This window comes from Erwinia sp. STN24, assembly GCF_041320675.1.
Classification (GTDB): domain Bacteria; phylum Pseudomonadota; class Gammaproteobacteria; order Enterobacterales; family Enterobacteriaceae; genus Erwinia; species Erwinia aeris.
Genome location: NZ_JBGGPM010000004.1, coordinates 79,602 through 98,522, shown reverse-complemented (window position 1 = coordinate 98,522; position 18,921 = coordinate 79,602). Strand labels below are relative to the sequence as shown.

General features: G+C 54.7%; 17 protein-coding genes. 16 read left to right on the top strand and 1 reads right to left on the bottom strand.

Annotated features, from left to right (window positions below; all coding sequences use genetic code 11):
* The first annotated feature begins 3 nt into the window (after positions 1–3).
* From ACA373_RS15085 to ACA373_RS15060, 6 genes are all read left to right on the top strand, one after another.
* The gene (locus ACA373_RS15085) at positions 4–4,482 is read left to right on the top strand and encodes an RHS repeat-associated core domain-containing protein (protein WP_370734750.1); all 4,479 of its coding nucleotides are present in this window, start codon (positions 4–6) and stop codon (positions 4,480–4,482) included.
* Positions 4,479–4,913, top strand: coding sequence for a type IV secretion protein Rhs (locus tag ACA373_RS15080; RefSeq protein ID WP_370734749.1), 435 nt, complete (start codon positions 4,479–4,481; stop codon positions 4,911–4,913). The genes ACA373_RS15085 and ACA373_RS15080 overlap by 4 nt, the downstream gene beginning before the upstream one ends.
* A 413-nt stretch (positions 4,914–5,326) precedes the next feature.
* Positions 5,327–5,518, top strand: coding sequence for a hypothetical protein (locus tag ACA373_RS15075; protein ID WP_301730202.1), 192 nt, complete (start codon positions 5,327–5,329; stop codon positions 5,516–5,518).
* Positions 5,519–5,580: 62 nt separating this feature from the next.
* Positions 5,581–5,724: a hypothetical protein gene (locus ACA373_RS15070; protein ID WP_301252408.1), complete on the top strand. Its 144-nt coding sequence runs from the start codon at positions 5,581–5,583 to the stop codon at positions 5,722–5,724.
* Between the two features lie 95 nt (positions 5,725–5,819).
* Positions 5,820–6,023, top strand: a complete 204-nt coding sequence (locus ACA373_RS15065; RefSeq protein WP_370734748.1) for an RHS repeat-associated core domain-containing protein — start codon at positions 5,820–5,822, stop codon at positions 6,021–6,023.
* 423 nt (positions 6,024–6,446) lie between these two features.
* The gene (locus ACA373_RS15060; protein WP_253455458.1) at positions 6,447–6,734 is read left to right on the top strand and encodes a HigA family addiction module antitoxin; all 288 of its coding nucleotides are present in this window, start codon (positions 6,447–6,449) and stop codon (positions 6,732–6,734) included.
* A gap of 356 nt (positions 6,735–7,090) precedes the next feature.
* Here the strand turns inward: ACA373_RS15060 and yghU are convergent, their stop codons facing one another.
* Positions 7,091–7,957 (bottom strand): glutathione-dependent disulfide-bond oxidoreductase, encoded by an 867-nt coding sequence (yghU, locus tag ACA373_RS15055; RefSeq protein WP_253455456.1) that lies wholly within the window; start codon positions 7,955–7,957, stop codon positions 7,091–7,093.
* A gap of 199 nt (positions 7,958–8,156) precedes the next feature.
* Between yghU and ACA373_RS15050 the strand changes: the two genes are divergently transcribed.
* From ACA373_RS15050 to deoB, 10 genes are all read left to right on the top strand, one after another.
* Positions 8,157–8,840, top strand: a complete 684-nt coding sequence (locus ACA373_RS15050; RefSeq protein WP_370734747.1) for a DNA-3-methyladenine glycosylase I — start codon at positions 8,157–8,159, stop codon at positions 8,838–8,840.
* A 280-nt stretch (positions 8,841–9,120) separates the two neighbouring features.
* Complete coding sequence (gene prfC, locus ACA373_RS15045; protein WP_253455451.1) at positions 9,121–10,710, top strand: peptide chain release factor 3; 1,590 nt, start codon at positions 9,121–9,123, stop codon at positions 10,708–10,710.
* 291 nt (positions 10,711–11,001) lie between these two features.
* Positions 11,002–11,616, top strand: a complete 615-nt coding sequence (osmY, locus tag ACA373_RS15040; protein ID WP_370734746.1) for a molecular chaperone OsmY — start codon at positions 11,002–11,004, stop codon at positions 11,614–11,616.
* A 105-nt stretch (positions 11,617–11,721) separates the two neighbouring features.
* Positions 11,722–11,883, top strand: a complete 162-nt coding sequence (locus tag ACA373_RS15035; RefSeq protein ID WP_071995405.1) for a DUF1328 domain-containing protein — start codon at positions 11,722–11,724, stop codon at positions 11,881–11,883.
* 312 nt (positions 11,884–12,195) lie between these two features.
* A complete protein-coding gene (locus ACA373_RS15030) occupies positions 12,196–13,227 on the top strand; it encodes a patatin family protein (protein WP_253455449.1) in 1,032 nt (343 codons plus the stop codon).
* The gene (locus ACA373_RS15025) at positions 13,224–13,994 is read left to right on the top strand and encodes a TatD family hydrolase (protein ID WP_370734745.1); all 771 of its coding nucleotides are present in this window, start codon (positions 13,224–13,226) and stop codon (positions 13,992–13,994) included. The genes ACA373_RS15030 and ACA373_RS15025 overlap by 4 nt, the downstream gene beginning before the upstream one ends.
* A gap of 356 nt (positions 13,995–14,350) precedes the next feature.
* Positions 14,351–14,482: a hypothetical protein gene (locus ACA373_RS15020; RefSeq protein WP_370734744.1), complete on the top strand. Its 132-nt coding sequence runs from the start codon at positions 14,351–14,353 to the stop codon at positions 14,480–14,482.
* A gap of 900 nt (positions 14,483–15,382) precedes the next feature.
* Positions 15,383–16,162: a deoxyribose-phosphate aldolase gene (gene deoC, locus ACA373_RS15015; RefSeq protein ID WP_301252412.1), complete on the top strand. Its 780-nt coding sequence runs from the start codon at positions 15,383–15,385 to the stop codon at positions 16,160–16,162.
* Positions 16,163–16,265: 103 nt separating this feature from the next.
* A complete protein-coding gene (deoA, locus tag ACA373_RS15010) occupies positions 16,266–17,588 on the top strand; it encodes a thymidine phosphorylase (protein ID WP_253455443.1) in 1,323 nt (440 codons plus the stop codon).
* A gap of 61 nt (positions 17,589–17,649) precedes the next feature.
* Positions 17,650–18,873 carry a phosphopentomutase gene (deoB, locus tag ACA373_RS15005; protein WP_301252413.1) on the top strand — a complete coding sequence of 408 codons (1,224 nt, stop codon included), beginning with the start codon at positions 17,650–17,652 and terminating at the stop codon, positions 18,871–18,873.
* The last annotated feature ends 48 nt before the right edge of the window (positions 18,874–18,921 follow it).

Below are 18,921 nucleotides of genomic sequence, written 5' to 3'. Positions count from 1 at the left end.
GTGATGTCCGATTCGATCGCAGCCCGTTTAGACGATCCTTTAGTGCACAGCTCCGCACTGGCGGATCTTGTCAGCGGATTAGTTGAAGGAGCTATCTATACCGGCATTTTAGCCGGCGCTGGCCTGCTGTTTGCCGTCAACCCGGTAGCCGGCGTCGCGGTTGGCGCGGCAGCCATGCTGGGTGCGATGGCATCCGGCTATCCTGAAAAATTGGGCAACAAAGCCAGCGACGCCGTTGACGGCCTGCTGGATACGCTGGGCATGCGCGGGCCGCCGGATGCGGTTATAACCAGCGGTTCTGATAACGTTAAGATCATGGGCAAACCGGCTGCACGCGCGGCAGGAACCGTAAGCCGTGCCTGGCTGGCTTCGCCGTCTGTCGGCAGCGAAGAAGCGCCGGGGCTGAAAGATATTGCCATGGCTGTGGCGGGCGGGATCGCTTCCACTATCCGTCATCCGGGCGATGCCGTGAGCGCCGCGCTGGATAAGGTCAGCCATCTTAACGCTGAATCGGTAGGCAACTGGTTTAGCAATCTTTGGGATGATTTGATTCAGCCGACCGTTGCCAGTGCCAGTCCTTATGCCACGCCAGCCAATAAAGATACCGTCGCCTGTACCAAAGGGCATCTGGCCGAGAATGCCAATTTTCTGGCGGAAGGCTCGAAAAAGGTGATGATCAACGGCCATCCTGCAGTGCGCAACGGGCATCGCAGCACCTGTGAAGCTACTGTTCAGGTCAGCGATAACCCGCGCGTGCGTATCGGCGGGGACAGCGTGGTGGTGCGCGATATTCGCAGCGGCAAAAACATGCTGGCCTATTTTATCGGCGGCCTGCTGAGCGGCGGTATCGGTAAAGAAGGGGCAAAACTACTGGAACAGCTTTTTACCCGCATCGCCGCCCGGCGCGCGCTGCGGCAACTCACCTGTACGATCGTTTCTGAAGCCGGAGGAACGGTTGCCGCAGGCGCCATCTCCTCCGTGGCGATGCAGAGTTTTCACCCGGTTAACTATGCTACCGGGGCCAAGATCCTTGCCGGTCAGGACGATCTGGATTTTGTGCTGGAGGATCGTATCCCGCTTTACTGGCAACGCATCTATCACAGCCGCAACCTGACGACCGGTCTGCTGGGCACGGGCTGGATGCTGCCGTTTGAAACGCGTCTGCTCCGCTTTCGTCATCCGGACGGGACTTTCCAGTTTGCCTGGCGCGACATAACGGGTCAGGAGCTGGGACTGGGCGAGATTGCGCCAGGCGACGTGGTGCGTTTTGATGAAGAGGGCTTTACGCTGTTCTGCTCGCTGCAGGGCGTTATCGTCATGCAGACCGCCCAAGGCGAGTTTCATCTTTACGAGCCAGATCCGCAGCGTGAGGGTGAATGGCGAATCGGCCGCATTTATGACCGTCATGAAAACTGCCAGCATTTTACCTGGAATGAAGCCGGACAGCTGACCGCCATCGCTGGCGATAACGAAGCGCTGGACGTGCGGCTGAGCTATGAACCGCAATATGGCCGACTGACGGCGCTGCATCAGGTGGTCGCCGGGGAATTATGTCCTCTGGTGAATTATCGCTATAACCCGCAGGGCCAGCTGATTGCGGTGCAGGATGCTGATGGGGTTGAAACCCGCCGCTTCAGCTGGGATCGCGCCAGCAATCTGATGGCCTCGCACAGTTACGCCACCGGCCTGACCGTGGCCTATCAGTGGCAGCCAGCCCGCGATCCACGTTACTGGCGCGTATATGAGTATCAGGTGCTGGACGAACATCAGCATTGCCTGGAGCGCTGGCTGATCGATGCAGACGAAGAAGATCGCAGCGCAAACGTGACCTGTTTTTCTGGCGGCACCACGCAGCATCGCTGGGACGAGCTTTGTCGTATTACCGACTATATCGACAGCTATGGCGCGCACTGGCGATACCGCTGGGCGGAGCAGGGCGACCTGCTGATGGCTACCCTTGCGCCGGGCGATCGGGTCTGGACCTATGACTACGATGAACGCGCCAATCTGTCGATGGTGCGCGATCCGCTGGGTCAGACCACTACGACCCTCTGGCATCCATCCTATGCGTTTCCGTTAAAAGAGGTGCAGCCCGACGGTGCAGTGTGGCAATACGAGTACAACGACGCCGGAGATGTTATTGCGGTAACCGATCCGCTCGGCGGTACCAGCCGTTTTACCTGGAACGAGCAGGGCGATTTAATCACGCGCACCGACGCGCTGGACAACATGCATCGCTTCTGGTGGAACGAGCGCGGGCAGCTCCGGCGCGACGAGGACTGCTCCGGCAACCAAAGTTATCGTCTGTATGATGATGCGGGAAGGTTGCTGAGCAGCACGGACGCGGAAGGCAACACTACGCGTTATCGCTGGAGCGCTGCGGGTCGTCTGCAGTGCCTGACGCGTCCTGACGGACGTGAAACGGAATATGAATACGATCGCGCCGGCATGCTGGTTGGCGAGAACGTCGACAGCTTTTCAGAGCGGCACGTGGCCCGTAACGTGCGCGGGCAGATCGTCAGCCAGACCGATCCAGCAGGGCATATTACCCGCTATCAGTACGATCGCTTTGGACGGATGACGGCGTTAATCAATCCAAACGGCGATCGCTGGCAGTTCGAGTATGACAACAGCCAGCGCCTGCTGGCGCAGATTGACTACGCGGGGCGTCGCAAAAGCTATGGTTATGACGAGCTGGGCCAGGTTACGGAAGTCGTACAGCATCCGTTGTCTGTTGAAGGCGAAAACCTGCCGCCTCACCGCACGCAGTTTGAATATGATGAAGTCAGTCGCCTGACGGTGAAAACTACGCAGCAGCACCGTACCGAATATCACTACGGCCCGGACTGCGTGGAAGTCAGAAAGATAGCGCTGACGGAATGGGAGAAGGCACGAGCTGAAGGCCGTGAGGCAGAAGCCGAAGTACTGACCTTAACCAGCGACGCGCTGGGCAACCTGCTCAGCGAAGAGAACAGCGGCGGGCTGTTCACGCATCAGTATGACGCGCTGGGCAACCTGACCGGCAGCACGCTGCCGGACGGGCGCGAGCTGAACTGCCTGCGCTACGGCACCGGTCATCTGCTGCAGATGAACCTGAAAATGCACGGTAAGCAGAGCGAAATCGCGGGCTATCAGCGCGATAAGCTGCATCGTGAGATCGATCGCACCCAGGGCGCGCTGCATCAGGAGACGCGCTACGATCCTGTCGGGCGGATCGTGATGCGCCGCAGCGGCTTTATCGATCGTTCAGGCGTGGTGCTGGAGCGCCGCTATCGCTGGGATCGTCTGGATCAGGTGATGCAGCAGCTGGTGTCGGACAGCGCAACGCGGCAGAACGAGTGGGCAAACCAGCAGCAGCGCTTTGGCTATGATGCAACGGGGCAGGTCACGCGTGAAGTCCGCACCTATAAGGAAGAGCATTTCAGCTGGGACGCTGCCGGAAACCAGACCGACAGCCCGGGCGAAACCGTCTGGCGCAACCTGCTGCTCAGGCTGAAGGGTGCGCGCTGGCGCTACGACGGCTTTGGTCGCATGACGTGGCGGAAATCGTCTGCCGATGCCGTGGAGCAGCACTTCAGCTATGACGACGAGCACCGCGTCAGCGAAGTACGTTTCGACGGGCACAGGGAGTTCAGTCGTGCGGAATATCGCTACGACGCGCTGGGTCGCCGTACGCAAAAAATTCTGCATCGCCACGGAAGGGAAAAGGAAGTTATTTCGTTTCTGTGGAGCGGCATGCGGATGGTGGGCGAAAGCAGCAGCCTTCAGCCTGCGCGCAACACGCAGTACATCTACGGCGAAAACAGCTGGGAACCGCTGGCGCGCGTAGACAGCATCGGTGAACAGTCGGATATTTTCTGGTATCACACCGAACTGAACGGCCTGCCGGAACGGATGACCGACGAACACGGCGAGGTGGTATGGCGCGGCCGTTTCTCCACCTGGGGCGAAACGGAGCGCGAAAGCGTCACCGGCTTCCAGGCGGTACAGCAGAACCTCCGGTTTCAGGGGCAGTACCTGGACAGGGAGACGGGCCTTCATTACAATTTATTCCGCTATTACGATCCGGTGGGTGGGCGGTTTACCCAGGTTGACCCGATAGGGCTGGCGGGTGGGATTAACCAGTACGCTTACGCACCTAACTCATTAAACTGGATCGATCCTCTTGGTTTAACGAAATGTCACGAGAGTTTTGAGCAAGCCAGGAATAAAGCACTAAAATGGCTTGAAGAACGAGGTTTTAAGGCTGAGAAAGTAAATACTGGTAAATTTGGTATGACTAAAGGAAGACCCGTGGGGATGACAACTTCTGATGGTAAAACAGGTTTCAGGATTGAATATGATGAACGCAGCGGAGCTCATATAAACGTGTTTAGTGGTAAGGAAAAAGGTGAGCACTTCCTTTTTGATGCGACTGAATCATCAGTGACCCGATTGCAGAATTTATTTAATTTACCATCTAAAATTTGGAGGGGGCAATGACATTGCAATATGAGGTATTAAAAGGTGTGAGTAACTTACGCTATCCACCAGAAGTCATTGAAGATTGGGAACCAATAGCAGATATACTCTCAGATAGATTCCCCTGGAAAGGGTCAAAGATTGATTGGAATCATTTAAAATGTCATGTTGAAGATAAATTTAATTTTTCAAGTGACGATCACTCAAAAGAGATTGAAAGGTTTCTGATAAAAAGTGGTGCGATTAATAAAATTAGCAAAAGTAATGTAATTTATTACATAAATGATTCTTCATTAGACTTTGCATTCTTGCTGAAACCAAATTCATTTATAGATTTTGCTAGCTATGCAACAAATAATATACCACAGCATCATTATTTTTTTGATAATGAGGGTTGCTGGTGTTTAGCTATAACATCAGAAGGATATATAGACTTTGGACTTGCTGAGTAAATAAAATGTAAGCCGGAGGTAGGAAAATGGCCTCAAATCCTTCCGGTTTTAAAATTTAAGCGTGCACCCCCTTACATATTATGCATTCTGAAAGCGATGCTGGCGCCGCACAGCATTCGTTTTGAATACCACCCAGTGAACCGCCAGACGGTAAAAACTGCAGTGCAGAGGCGCATCAAATACCACTACGTTGACAACGGCGTGACGGTGAAAAGATGCCGCTGGCTGCCTGGCTGAGCATGCAGGCCGAAGGGCGGAAAGTTACCGACGTCGAGGTGGTGAGCTTCGCCAGCCATGCTTTGTGTACCTGCTTACGAAGTAAAACGACGACGGCCTCATCGCGCATCAGTATGACGTGCGGAGCAACATGGACTCGATCATAATGCCGTACGGACGGGTGCGAGCTGAGCTGCATGCGTTATGGCACCGGGCATATGCTACAGATGAACCTGAAGCACAACGGCAAACTTCAGGAAATCGCTGGTGTGAATCCTGAGACCGGCCGAAGCCAGAGCGTGCTGCATCAGGAAACGCGCTACGACCTGACGGGACGCATTGTGATGTGGCTTAATGGCTTCAGCGGGCGCAACATCGTAGTTGTGTGAGCGCCATTACTGCTCAGATCGTCCCAATAAGGTGATGCGTCAGCTAGTGACGGACAGCAGCAGTGAGCAGCGAAAGTGACAGGACCAGCAGCCAGGTGACGCACGGGGTGCGGTCTTTTAAGGAAGGGCACTTCATGTGGGATGCGGCGGGTAACCAGACCGATGAACCGGGCGATATCATCTGGCACAATCTGTTGAAAAGCTGAAGGGCGCGTACTGGCGCTATGACGGCCTTGGCCTGATAAAGTGCGCAAGGCTGTTGAAGACATCTCCTAACATATGACTGATACACTGTGAAGTAGTGTGGCGCGGACGTTTCTCCACCTGGGGCGAAACGGAGCGCGAAAACGTGACCGGCTTCCAGGCGGTACAGCGGAACCTCAGATTCCAGGGACAGTACCTGGATCGTGAAAGCGGGCTGTACTACAATCTTTTCCGATATTATGACCCGGTCAGCGGACGATTTACCCAGTCCGACCCAATAGGTTTGGCTGGCGGGGATTAATACTTATGCCTATGTGACGGATCCTATAACATTTGTAGATCCGTTGGGGGGAAGGCTGTAGTGTTCGTGAAGGTGACGGTATAACTCATGACATTCAGCTTGTACTAATGCATAAGCATTATAAACAGACATTTGTTCATATTAAAGATGTCATTATAAGTGTGCAGAAAAATATATTTACGATACAACGCACAATGGCGGCTGCCAACAATTATGGGTTTGCGAATTAGCTCATCTGAGCCAACAGCGCCTGCCGCCTGACCCGAGCAACCTCCCGCTTCTACTGTTCAGGCGCAGCCACCATCTATCGGCGCCTGCTTATTTAATTTGCGAGCCGTCTCGCAAGAAAGAGCATCAACTATTTTTATTTAATTCAGCGGCAGTAATATAGCCCTCAGGAATAGCAAGCATTGAGGGAACAATATGAAAGTAATCACAGCCGTTCATCCGGGGATTATCCTGCGGGAATATCTGGGCGAGATAACGGTTTCTGAAGCCGCCGCCGCGCTGGATATCACCTGCGAGACGCTTTCCAGCCTGCTAAGCGGGCGATCAGGTATTAACGCCGATATGGCGCTGCGGCTGGAGGTAGCGTTGGGAACCAGCCCCGTTATGTGGTTAGCGATGCAGGCTGGATATGATTTGCTGATAGCGTCTCAGCAGCGCCGGCCCTATATTAAGCCCCTGATAAAACCCGTGCAGTGTCATTAGGATTGCCGAATTTTAATAATTGAATAAAGCTGGGGAATTTAAGGGGTAATTAAAGGGTAATTAAAGGGGTAATTAAAGGGCTGATTGCTAAGTGACTGCTCCGTTATAGATGGTTTATCCTTATTATTTCTTGTATTTTTTTATTATTTGTAGCAGGTTAATATTTAAGTGTATTTGCGCCGTATACCTTATAGCGTTCCTGATAAGATCAATTAGTAAAAATATTTTTCAGGTTGCTAACTGCTAAATTATAGCCACGAAAAGATGCTTGCATATTAAAATAACGCGCTGACTGGTCATTGGCTGCAAAGCGACCCGTAGCGCTGTAATAATCTGCGCGCTACGGGCCTGGCCTGTTACTTCGCCAGCTTGTCTTCGGTACGCAATTCAAAATCAGAGGCATCGTGGCGCTCGTGCAGCTGTTCGGCTGGCTCGCCCCAGGTGCGGTTGACGATGCGGCCACGCTGAACGGCAGGGCGCTGTGCAATTTCATCGGCCCAGCGTTGCAGGTTCTTATACGATCCTACATCCAGGAACTCGGCTGCGTTGTACAGATCGCCCCGAACCAGCGCGCCATACCATGGCCAGATGGCGATATCAGCGATGGTGTAATTTTCACCCGCAATATAGCGGTTCTCCGCCAGCTGGCGATCCAGCAGATCGAGCTGACGTTTGGCTTCCATGGTAAAGCGGTCGATGGCGTATTCGATTTTTACCGGCGCGTAGTTATAAAAATGACCAAAGCCACCGCCCAGATAAGGTGCAGAGCCCTGTAGCCAGAACAGCCAGTTCAGCGTTTCGGTACGGCCTGCCGGATCTTTTGGTAAAAAGTGGCCATATTTCTCTGCCAGATAAAGCAGGATGGCGCCGGATTCAAACACGCGGGTCGGTGGCGTGGTAGAGACATCCAGTAGCGCCGGGATTTTAGAGTTCGGGTTCACTTCGACAAAGCCGGAAGAGAACTGATCGCTGTCGCCAATGCGGATCAGATGCGCATCGTATTCGGCATCGTTAACGTTCAGCGCCAGTAGCTCTTCCAGCAGGATAGTAACCTTCTGGCCGTTAGGCGTACCCATAGAATAGAGCTGCAAAGGATGTTTGCCGATTGGCAGAATAGCTTCGTGGCGCGAACCGGCGGTCGGGCGGTTAATGCTGCCCCAGGTGCCGCCTGCGTTTTTGTTCTCCGACCAGACTTTAGCCGGCTGATAATCGTTGCTGCTCATAAAATTTTCCCTTTTCACGGTTGGATGGCGTAGCGGGACTGACTTCTCGCTGTTAATGGTCTAAAAATAGCGTCGATTGCCGCACTGCACCAAAAGCGGTTGTTACAGCTGATGTCAGATATAGCACCGCTACCGCGCAGACGTTTATCTGGAAAGAGCGATCGCTACGGTAATTCAGATACTTCCGTAAGGAGAAAGAATGAAGCACGACAAAGCCGCATTAAAACAGGCGGGGCTGACGCTGTCCGAGGATGGTCGCGTGTGCTGTTACTGGCAACCGTCAATGCCGGACTATCACGATAATGAATGGGGCAGGCCGGTTGTGGACGATCGTCGTCTTTTTGAAAAAGTCTGCCTTGAAGGCTTTCACTCGGGGATGTCGTGGCAGCTCATCTATAACAAACGGGAAAATTTTCGTCGGGCCTTTGCCGACTTCGATTTTCATCAGGTGGCGACGTTCACGGAAGACGACGTCGCCAGGCTGATGGCGGATAAAAGCATTGTGCGCAATCGGGCGAAAATTCTTTCCACTATTAACAACGCGCAGCGGGCTATTGAGCTGCTTAACGAGGCGGGATCGTTGGCGGAGTGGTTCTGGCAGTTTGCGCCCGGGCCTGATGCCCGACCGGAAATTATCGATCTGGCGTACTGGCAGCAAACCAAAACGTCGCCGGAAGCGATAAAGATGTCAAAAGCGTTGAAAAAACGCGGCTGGACATGGGTTGGGCCGGTAACCGCCTATTCGCTGATGCAGGCGCTGGGCCTGGTGAACGATCATCTGACAGGTTGTGAATGCCGTAGGGCGGTAGAGGCGGCAAGGGAAAAGGCCTGCTTGCCTTGTGCTAACCAGCACGAGTTAACATCGTACTCTGAAAAAGAATAAAAGGTACGGACCGATCAGGAGAGTGAGAAAATTGTCTGGTAAGCCGCCATCGCCGCTAGACGTAAAAAGAGACTTCGTCCTTTAGCGCCGCTGGCTTCCGCTGACGGGCGCACTTTTACGCCGCGCTTTGCGGCCTTTCTTCCATTTACGCCAGGCATTCGCCGTTGTGGATTGTGTATAGCGTCCGAATCGGCGAAAATGCCGGCCATTGATGATTAATCGCCTGTGTCTTCCTGCGCAAACCGCGCAGCGGCGGCACAGCACCAAACAGAGTTTTTTCATGTCAAATGCACCTTTTATGCAAGAGGTGGCTCGTCGCCGCACTTTTGCCATTATCTCGCACCCGGATGCCGGTAAAACCACCATCACCGAAAAGGTGCTGCTGTTCGGACAGGCGATCCAGACCGCCGGTACGGTAAAGGGACGCGGCTCCAGCCAGCACGCGAAATCCGACTGGATGGAGATGGAAAAGCAGCGTGGTATTTCGATCACCACCTCCGTGATGCAGTTTCCCTATCGCGACAGCCTGGTCAACCTGCTGGATACGCCGGGACACGAAGACTTCTCGGAAGATACCTACCGCACGCTGACGGCGGTCGACTGCTGCCTGATGGTTATCGATGCCGCTAAAGGCGTTGAGGATCGTACCCGCAAGCTGATGGAAGTCACCCGCCTGCGCGATACGCCGATCCTGACCTTTATGAACAAGCTGGACCGTGATATCCGCGATCCGATGGAAGTGCTGGACGAGGTGGAAAGCGAGCTGAAGATTGCCTGCGCGCCGATCACCTGGCCAATCGGCTGCGGCAAGCTGTTCAAGGGCGTTTATCACCTCTATAAAAACGAAACCTATCTTTATCAGTCCGGTAAAGGCCACACCATTCAGGAAGTCCGTGTGGTGAAAGGGCTGGATAACCCGGAGCTGGACGCCGCCATTGGCGAAGAGCTGGCGGCACAGCTGCGCGAAGAGCTGGAGCTGGTCCAGGGCGCGTCGCACGAGTTTGAGAAAGAAGCGTTCCTGAACGGCCAGCTGACGCCGGTGTTCTTTGGTACCGCGCTGGGCAACTTCGGCGTGGATCATATGCTGGATGGCCTGGTGGAGTGGGCGCCGTCGCCTATGCCGCGCGCCACCGATACCCGTACCGTTACCGCCGCAGACGAGAAATTCACCGGCTTCGTGTTTAAGATCCAGGCGAATATGGATCCGAAACACCGTGACCGCGTGGCCTTCCTGCGCGTGGTTTCCGGCAAGTATGAAAAGGGCATGAAGCTGCGTCAGGTTCGTCTGGGCAAAGACGTGGTGATTGCCGACGCGCTCACCTTTATGGCGGGCGATCGCTCGCATGTTGAAGAGGCGTATCCGGGCGATATCATCGGCCTGCATAACCACGGCACCATTCAGATCGGCGATACCTTTACCCAGGGCGAGAACATGAAGTTCACCGGTATTCCGAACTTCGCGCCGGAGCTGTTCCGTCGTATTCGCCTGCGCGACCCGCTCAAGCAAAAGCAGCTGCTGAAAGGGCTGGTGCAGCTGTCGGAAGAGGGCGCGGTACAGGTGTTCCGTCCCGTGCACAATAACGATCTGATTGTAGGCGCGGTCGGCGTGCTGCAGTTTGACGTGGTGGTGGCGCGACTGAAAAGCGAATACAACGTCGAAGCGATCTATGAGTCGGTCAACGTCTCTACCGCCCGCTGGGTGGAATGCAGCGACGCGAAGAAGTTCGACGAGTTCCAGCGTAAAAACGAGGTAAACCTGGCGCTGGACGGCGGCGATAACCTGACTTATATCGCGCCGACCATGGTCAACCTGAATATTACCCAGGAACGCTATCCTGACGTGGTGTTCCGCAAAACGCGCGAACACTAACAGGCAGCCTACATACGGTTACCCTGACAGGCGGCGCTTCGGCGCCGCTTTTTTTTGCCCGCTGTTGTTCAGATCCCACCTTACAGACTCATCTTAAAAAAATCCGCTTTTGCCCATTTATCCGCCATATCAACCACAAAGGGCAGCAGAATTCAGATCAGCGTCTATATTTATTTCAACAGGACGCAAAATATGTGGCGCGGTTGCTACAAAGCCTGACTACTGCAGTCACGCCGTTTGTGACTGAAAGCTCACAGTTGTGGGTGCATCAACCTAAGAAGGAAGAGATCGATGAACAAGACTAAGATTGCTAAAACTCTGATGGCTGCTCTGGTAGGTTCTGCACTGGTTAGTGGCGCTGCGATGGCAGAAGACACCACTACGCCAAAAGTACAGTCCACGACCGACAGCGCGGGTTCTAAAATCGATAGCTCTATGAAAAAAGTCGGTGGATACATGGATGACAGCGGCGTGACCGCCAAGGTGAAAGCTGCCCTGGTTGATAACGACGCTATTAAAAGTACGGATATCTCAGTCAAAACTCATGAAGGCGTCGTGACGCTGAGTGGTTTTGTCGCTTCTCAGGATCAGGCTGAACTGGCCGTTTCCGAAGCGAAAAAAATTGAGGGCGTAAAATCCGTCAGCGATAAACTACACGTTAAAGACAGCGCAAAAAGCAGCGTCAGCGGCTATACCGGTGATGCAGCAACAACCAGCGAAATTAAAGCTAAACTGTTAGCGGATGACATCGTACCGTCCCGCAACGTGAAAGTTGAAACCACCAACGGTGTGGTTCAGCTTTCCGGTTCGGTAAAAACCCAGGCACAGTCAGATCGTGCTGAAGGCATTGCCAAAGCGATTGAAGGCGTCAAGAGCGTGAAAAACGATCTGGCGGTGAAATCGTAATACCGGCGCGGGCTGGCTATTACGGCCAGCCCGTGACGGCGCCGTCGTCAGGCAGAAATCAATAACAGATGATGTTCGATTTTAATATAGGGTAAGGAGAAGCTTATGTTTCGTTGGGGTATTATCTTTCTGGTTATCGCACTGATCGCCGCTGCATTAGGTTTCGGTGGTCTGGCAGGTACGGCAGCATGGGCAGCGAAAATTGTCTTCGTTGTCGGTATCATTATCTTCCTGATCAGCCTGTTTACCGGCCGCAAGAAGTTATAGCTTTAACGCTCTCCACGGCAGCGTCAGCGCTGCCGTGGGAAGAAACGTCTCGCCCGTCTGCACTTCCTCTCTTTTCCCCGTTTACTTCTCGCTGCATTTTTTTCCCACGTTCATGTCACGCTGCATTTCGTCACTTTTTACCTGCGTTCATTTCACGCTGCATTTCATTACCTTTTTGCCCCGCGTTCATTTCTCGCTACACTTCGTCACGCTTTTCACTCCCCGCATTAACACTCATAGCAATAAGCGCCAAACCGCCGCCACTACGTGAGCGTATCCTCACCGCATTAGCTATCAGAGGGAGGGAGAAAGGTGGGCAGACGCATTCCGATTACGCTCGGCAATATTACGCCGCTGGCGCTGGCACCTTTTCATCCGGGCAAGCTCGCTCTGGTCTGTGAAGGCGGCGGACAGCGCGGGATTTTTACCGCAGGCGTACTGGACGAGTTTCAGCGGGTTGGTTTTAATCCTTTTGACCTGATGATTGGTACTTCCGCAGGCGCGCAGAACCTCTCTGCATTTATCTGCGGTCAGCCTGGCTATGCCCGGCGGGTGATCACGCGCTATACCACCAGCAAACTTTTCTTCGATCCGCTGCGCTTTGTGCGCGGCGGCCATCTGATCGATCTGGACTGGCTGGTGGATATTACCGCCAAAGAGTTTCCGCTGGCGATGACGGCGGGCGAAGAGGCGTTTTCCCGGGGGCGCGAGTTTTACATGTGCGCCTGCCGCAGCGACGACTATTCGCCCGGCTACTTTGCCCCCACCGCAGCGAACTGGCTGAACATCATCAAAGCCTCCAGCGCCATTCCCGGCATGTACCGACCCGGCGTCGATCTGGAAGGCATCAGCTACCTGGACGGCGGAATCAGCGATGCGGTGCCGGTACGCGAAGCGGCGCGGCGCGGTGCCGACACCATAGTCGTCATCCGAACCGTGCCGTCGCAGATGACCTATACGCCGCAGTGGCTGAAGCGCGTCGAGCGCTGGCTGGACAAAGGCGCGCTACAGCCGCTGGTTAATATCATGCACCTGCATGAAGAGAGCTACCGCCAGACCCAGCAGTTCATTAACGAGCCGCCTGGCGATCTGAATATCATTGAAATCTTCCCGCCGCGCGCGCTGGCAAGCATGGCGCTGGGCAGCCGCATCGCCTCGCTCAATCAGGACTATCATCTGGGCCGTCGCTGCGGCCGTTATTTTTTGGCTACAATAGGGCAGTGGTTGCAGGGTGAAGCACAGGCTACTGCGCCAGTGGTGCCGGACGTGCCGCCCGCCAATGAACCGGCGATCGTACCACCGGCGAGCAATGATGATGATTTTCCTGAAGGATCGCTGGCATGACTTTTGTCGATACGCACTGTCACTTTGATTTTCCGCCCTTCTGCGGCAACGAGGCGGAAAGCCTGCGGCTGGCGGCGGAAGCCGGGGTGGAAAAGATCATTGCGGTGGGCGTTTCGGCGGATCGTTTTGCCGGGGTGCTGGCGTTGGCGGAAAAGTATGCGCCTTTATACGCGGCGCTGGGTACGCATCCGATGGCGATTGCCGGCCATCAGGAAGCGCATCTGCAACAGCTGGAAGACTATCTACGGCAGGGGTCGTCGAAGCTGATAGCGATCGGCGAGATCGGGCTGGATCTTTATATTGAAAACCCGCAGTTCGACAAGCAGCAGGCGGTGCTGGAGGCGCAGCTGCGGTTGGCAAGGCGCTATGATTTACCGGTGATCCTGCATTCAAGGCGCACGCACGACAAGCTGGCGATGCAGCTGCGCAAGCTCGATTTGCCCGCGCGCGGCGTGGTGCACGGCTTTGCCGGTAGCGAGCAGCAGGCGTTAGCCTTTATCCGCGAAGGCTTTGCCATTGGCGTCGGCGGCACTATCACCTACGAGCGGGCCAGCAAAACCCGCAATGCTATTGCACGTTTGCCGCTGACCTCGCTGCTGTTAGAAACCGATTCGCCCGATATGCCGGTGCAGGGTTTTCAGGGCCAGCCAAACCGTCCCGAAAGAATCAAGCACGTCTGGCAGAGCCTGTGCGAGATCCGCGATGAATCGCCGCAGGAGATTGCCGACACGCTTCGCGAAAATACCCGCCAACTGTTTCGGATCTGAAGCTGGTATATACAGTAGGTCATTAACCGTCCATCCTGGCTAATGTACGGTTTCGAAACCTTTCCCGGCAGACCGGGCTGCTATCGCTGTGATACGTCAGGCCACCCTTTCACGGCACAATAATTGTGATTGCCATCATATTAATTCAGTTATTGCCGATCGTGTATTCCATATCCCACCTGATATCGCGCAAAATTAATTCCCAATCCTTTGTTTGATAATGTCTTTAGTCTTTATTTTTGACGAAAATTTCGCTGCTTGACGGTTTCCTGAATCAGGTGTAAAACTTTCTTTGCCTTGTTAAGACGTGAAAGGAAACTAATTATATTTCAGGTTGAAGTTAAAAGAATTTTATTATGGCTATTCGAGAAATTAGTGCTGAACTTTGGGGGCTATTTCAGGGGGTAATGGATATAGCAATTATGAGGCTGGTGGTGCAGGTAAAAAAAATTCACGGCAATCAACTATACAGCGGGGAGCTGGCGTAGATATTTACAAAGATGTTAATGTTGACTGCCTGGTAGACACAGGAATGGGTATAATTGGGGGAGTTAAAGAAGGCCCGGCGGGTATGACAGGCGGCATGTTGCTAACAGCTATAAATCATGTGTGAGGGAACCTAACCGAAACTCAAACAGAGGGGGGAGCATTTCCCCGGGGCAATGTACCTGGTAAAGAAAGAATCCTTAATAAAAATTGGGCATATAATTGTTATTATCGTGGGGTTTCAATTTGCATCAGCCATATTAAGTGGGATGGGCATTGTGTCCGCCTGGTGCCCGCTACCGCAAAGCTTTTCTCGCTGGGCAGTGATAATAATAACTTCTTTGGGCAGCATTCGGCTTTTAGATGATATCTTTGTTTTTCTTCTTAACAGATTAAATAAATCCGGTAGGGACAGTAATTATTGAAATGCCTGAATGAATCAGCCCATATCGCTCAAGGTCGCTTTGATTAGCGGCCTTATTTATTGAAAGGGCCATAAATAGCAGCACCATTAATGCTAACATTGATGCGGGCGGCGCGCAGTGTCATAACCTGTGACGTAGTTATTTCATAATTCGTGGATCCCATGCTGCTGGCAGAGAGGTTTATCAGGCAGGGCATCCATAATTATCGTCTGAAGAAATATGCCTGATGTTATTCTCCGCCAGTGAATAACGTCGTTTCTCAATGTTACTATCATAACATTTTGTGATGTCCGATCGGCGGGCCTGTACCCTGTATTCCGGCAGTCTGGTGTGATTTCTGTCCGGTTTGCGCTACAATTACGGCAACAGCAGCGGCCTCAATGTGAAAGCTATCACAGACGAAGCCCGGAACGAATGTTACTATCCTAACATTGTCCCTGTGCTGCGCCCACGCCAACCGCCTTTTCGGAGAAAACCATGACTGATTTAACCACCGCCGCCGTTCGCGCGCTGAAGCTGATGGATTTGACCACCCTGAACGACGACGATACGGACGCCAAAGTGGTTGCGCTGTGTCATCAGGCCAAAACGCCTGTTGGCGAGACGGCGGCCATCTGCATCTATCCCCGTTTTATTCCGATTGCGCGTAAAACGCTGCGCGAGCAGGGCACGCCGGATATTCGTATCGCTACCGTGACTAACTTCCCGCACGGCAACGACGACATCGAAATCGCACTGGCGGAAACGCATGCCGCTATCGCCTACGGCGCTGATGAAGTGGACGTAGTTTTCCCTTACCGCGCGCTGATTGCCGGTAACGAAGAGGTCGGCTACGACATGGTTTACGCCTGCAAAGAAGCCTGCGCCGACGCGGGCGTGCTGCTGAAGGTCATTATCGAAACCGGCGAGCTGAAAACAGAAGAGCTGATCCGTAAAGCGTCTGAAATCGCTATCGATGCCGGTGCAGACTTTATTAAAACCTCTACCGGTAAAGTCGCGGTTAATGCCACGCCGGAAGTGGCGGAAATCATGCTGCGGGTTATCGCCGAAAAAGGCGTAAAGCACCAGGTTGGCTTTAAGCCGGCGGGCGGCGTGAAAACTGCTGAAGACGCGGCTATCTACCTGAAGCTGGCGGACGATATCCTGGGCGAAGAGTGGGCCGACGCGCGGCATTTCCGCTTCGGCGCCTCCAGCCTGCTGGCCAGCCTGCTGAACGCGGCCGGTCACGCTGGCGCAAAAAGCGATTCCGCTTACTAATCCACCTTCATAAACGGGTCAGCCCGCCTGCCGAAATAAGCGGGCGCCCGTCAACCCAGCCCGGACGCGACGGCCGGGCCATCAAACCTCACCAGGGGGTAACGTGTTTCTGCCACAGGAAATTATTCGTAAAAAAAGAGATGGTCAGGCGCTGAGCGAGGAAGAAATTCGCTTCTTTATTAACGGTGTACGCGATAATGCGGTATCGGAAGGACAAATTGCCGCGCTGGCGATGACCATCTGGTTCCATGATATGACGCTGCCGGAGCGCGTGGCGCTGACGATGGCAATGCGCGATTCCGGCTCGGTGCTGAACTGGCAGAGCCTGGGGCTGAACGGGCCGGTAGTGGATAAGCACTCAACCGGCGGCGTGGGCGATGTCACCTCGCTGATGCTTGGCCCGATGGTGGCGGCCTGCGGCGGCTATGTGCCGATGATCTCCGGGCGCGGCCTTGGTCACACCGGCGGCACGCTGGATAAGCTGGAGGCGATCCCCGGCTTCGATATCTTCCCGGAAGATCACACCTTCCGTAATATTATCAAAGAGGTTGGCGTGGCGATTATCGGCCAGACCAACTCGCTGGCGCCGGCCGACAAGCGCTTCTACGCCACGCGCGATATCACGGCGACCGTTGATTCCATTCCGCTGATCACCGCCTCGATCCTGGCGAAAAAGCTCGCCGAAGGGCTGGATGCGCTGGTGATGGACGTTAAAGTCGGTTCAGGCGCTTTTATGCCGACTTTTGAGCAGTCTGAAAGCCTGGCACAGGCGATTGTCGGCGTGGCCAACGGTGCAGGCTGCAAAACTACCGCGCTGCTGACCGATATGAATCAGGTACTGGCCTCCAGCGCGGGCAACGCGCTGGAAGTGCGCGAGGCGGTGCGCTTCCTGACCGGCGAATACCGCAATCCGCGCCTGCTGGAAGTGACGATGGCGCTCAGCGCCGAAATGCTGCTGTCAGGCGGGCTGGCGGCCGATCGCGATGAAGCCATGCGTAAGCTTCAGGCGGTGCTGGATAACGGCCGCGCGGCGGAAGTGTTTGCGCGCATGGTGGCCGCGCAAAAAGGCCCAACCGACTTTATCGACAGGCTGGACAGCTACCTGCCCGCGCCGATGCTCAGCAAAGCGGTGTATGCCGACCGGCCCGGCATCGTCAGCGCAATGGATACCCGCGCGCTGGGGCTGGCCGTAGTGGCGATGGGCGGCGGTCGTCGTCGCGCCAGCGACAGTATCGACTACAGCGTAGGGCTGAGCGAGATGGCGCAGCTGGGCGACAGCGTGGACGGCCAGCGGCCGCTGGCGGTGATCCACGCCGCCAGCGAAGCGAGCTGGCAGGAGGCCGCCGCCGCAGTGAAACAGGCGATAACCCTGGCAGAAAAATCACCGCAGCCGACGCCAGTTATTTATCGCAGAGTGACGCAATAAACGGCATACTGTTCCGATCGATAAAATTTAGCTCATCGCGTTAACAACGCAGGAGACCACGATGAAACGTGCATTTATTATGGTGCTCGACTCTTTCGGCATTGGGTCAAGCAAAGACGCTCATAAGTTTGGCGATGAAGGTTCCGATACGCTGGGGCATATTGCCGAAGCCTGCTTTAAAGGCGAAGCGAATATCGGCCGCAAAGGGCCGCTGCATCTGCCCAATCTTACCGCGCTGGGCTTAGGCAAAGCGGCGGAGGCCTCTACCGGTAAGTTCCCATTGGGGCTGGATAAAGACGCTGAAATTATCGGCGCCTACGCCTATGCCAGCGAGCTGTCGTCGGGCAAAGATACGCCTTCCGGCCACTGGGAAATCGCCGGCGTGCCGGTGCTGTTTGACTGGGGCTACTTCACGGAAAAAGAGAACAGCTTCCCGCAGGCGCTGCTGGACGAGCTGGTAGAAAAAGCGGGCCTGCCTGGCTATCTGGGCAACTGCCACTCTTCCGGCACGGTGATCCTTGACCAGCTGGGCGAAGAGCATATGAAAACCGGCAAGCCGATTTTCTATACCTCTGCCGACTCGGTGTTCCAGATCGCCTGTCATGAAGAAACCTTTGGCTTACAGCGCCTGTACGATCTCTGTGAAATCGCCCGCGAAGCGCTGACCGAAGGCGGCTATAACATTGGCCGCGTGATCGCACGTCCGTTTGTGGGCGACAAAGCGGGGCACTTCGAACGTACCGGCAACCGTCACGATCTGGCCGTTGAACCGCCTTCGCCCACCATCCTGAAAAAGCTGGTGGAGGAAAAAGGCGGCGAAGTGGTCTCCGTGGGCAAAATCGCCGATATCTATGCGCACGTCGGCATCACCAAAAAAGTGAAGGCGACCGGGCTGGACGCGCTGTTTGACGCGACCGTGCAGGAGATGAAAACGGCGCCGGACAACAGCATCGTCTTTACCAACTTTGTGGATTTCGACTCCACCTGGGGCCACCGTCGCGACGTGGCTGGCTACGCGGGCGGCCTGGAGCTGTTTGACCGTCGTCTGCCGGAGCTGATGGCGCTGGTACAAGAGGGCGATATTTTGATCCTCACCGCCGACCACGGCTGCGATCCAACCTGGCAGGGCACGGAACATACCCGCGAGCACATCCCAATTTTGATTTACGGCCCGAACGTTAAGCCAGGCTCGCTGGGATACCGTGACACTTTTGCGGATATCGGTCAGACTGTCGCAACGTATTTTGGCCTGTCCGCAATGGAATATGGCAAAAGCATGCTGTAATCAGCGCAACGTAACACGCCGGTGCAAGCCGGCAAAAAGTAAATAAGG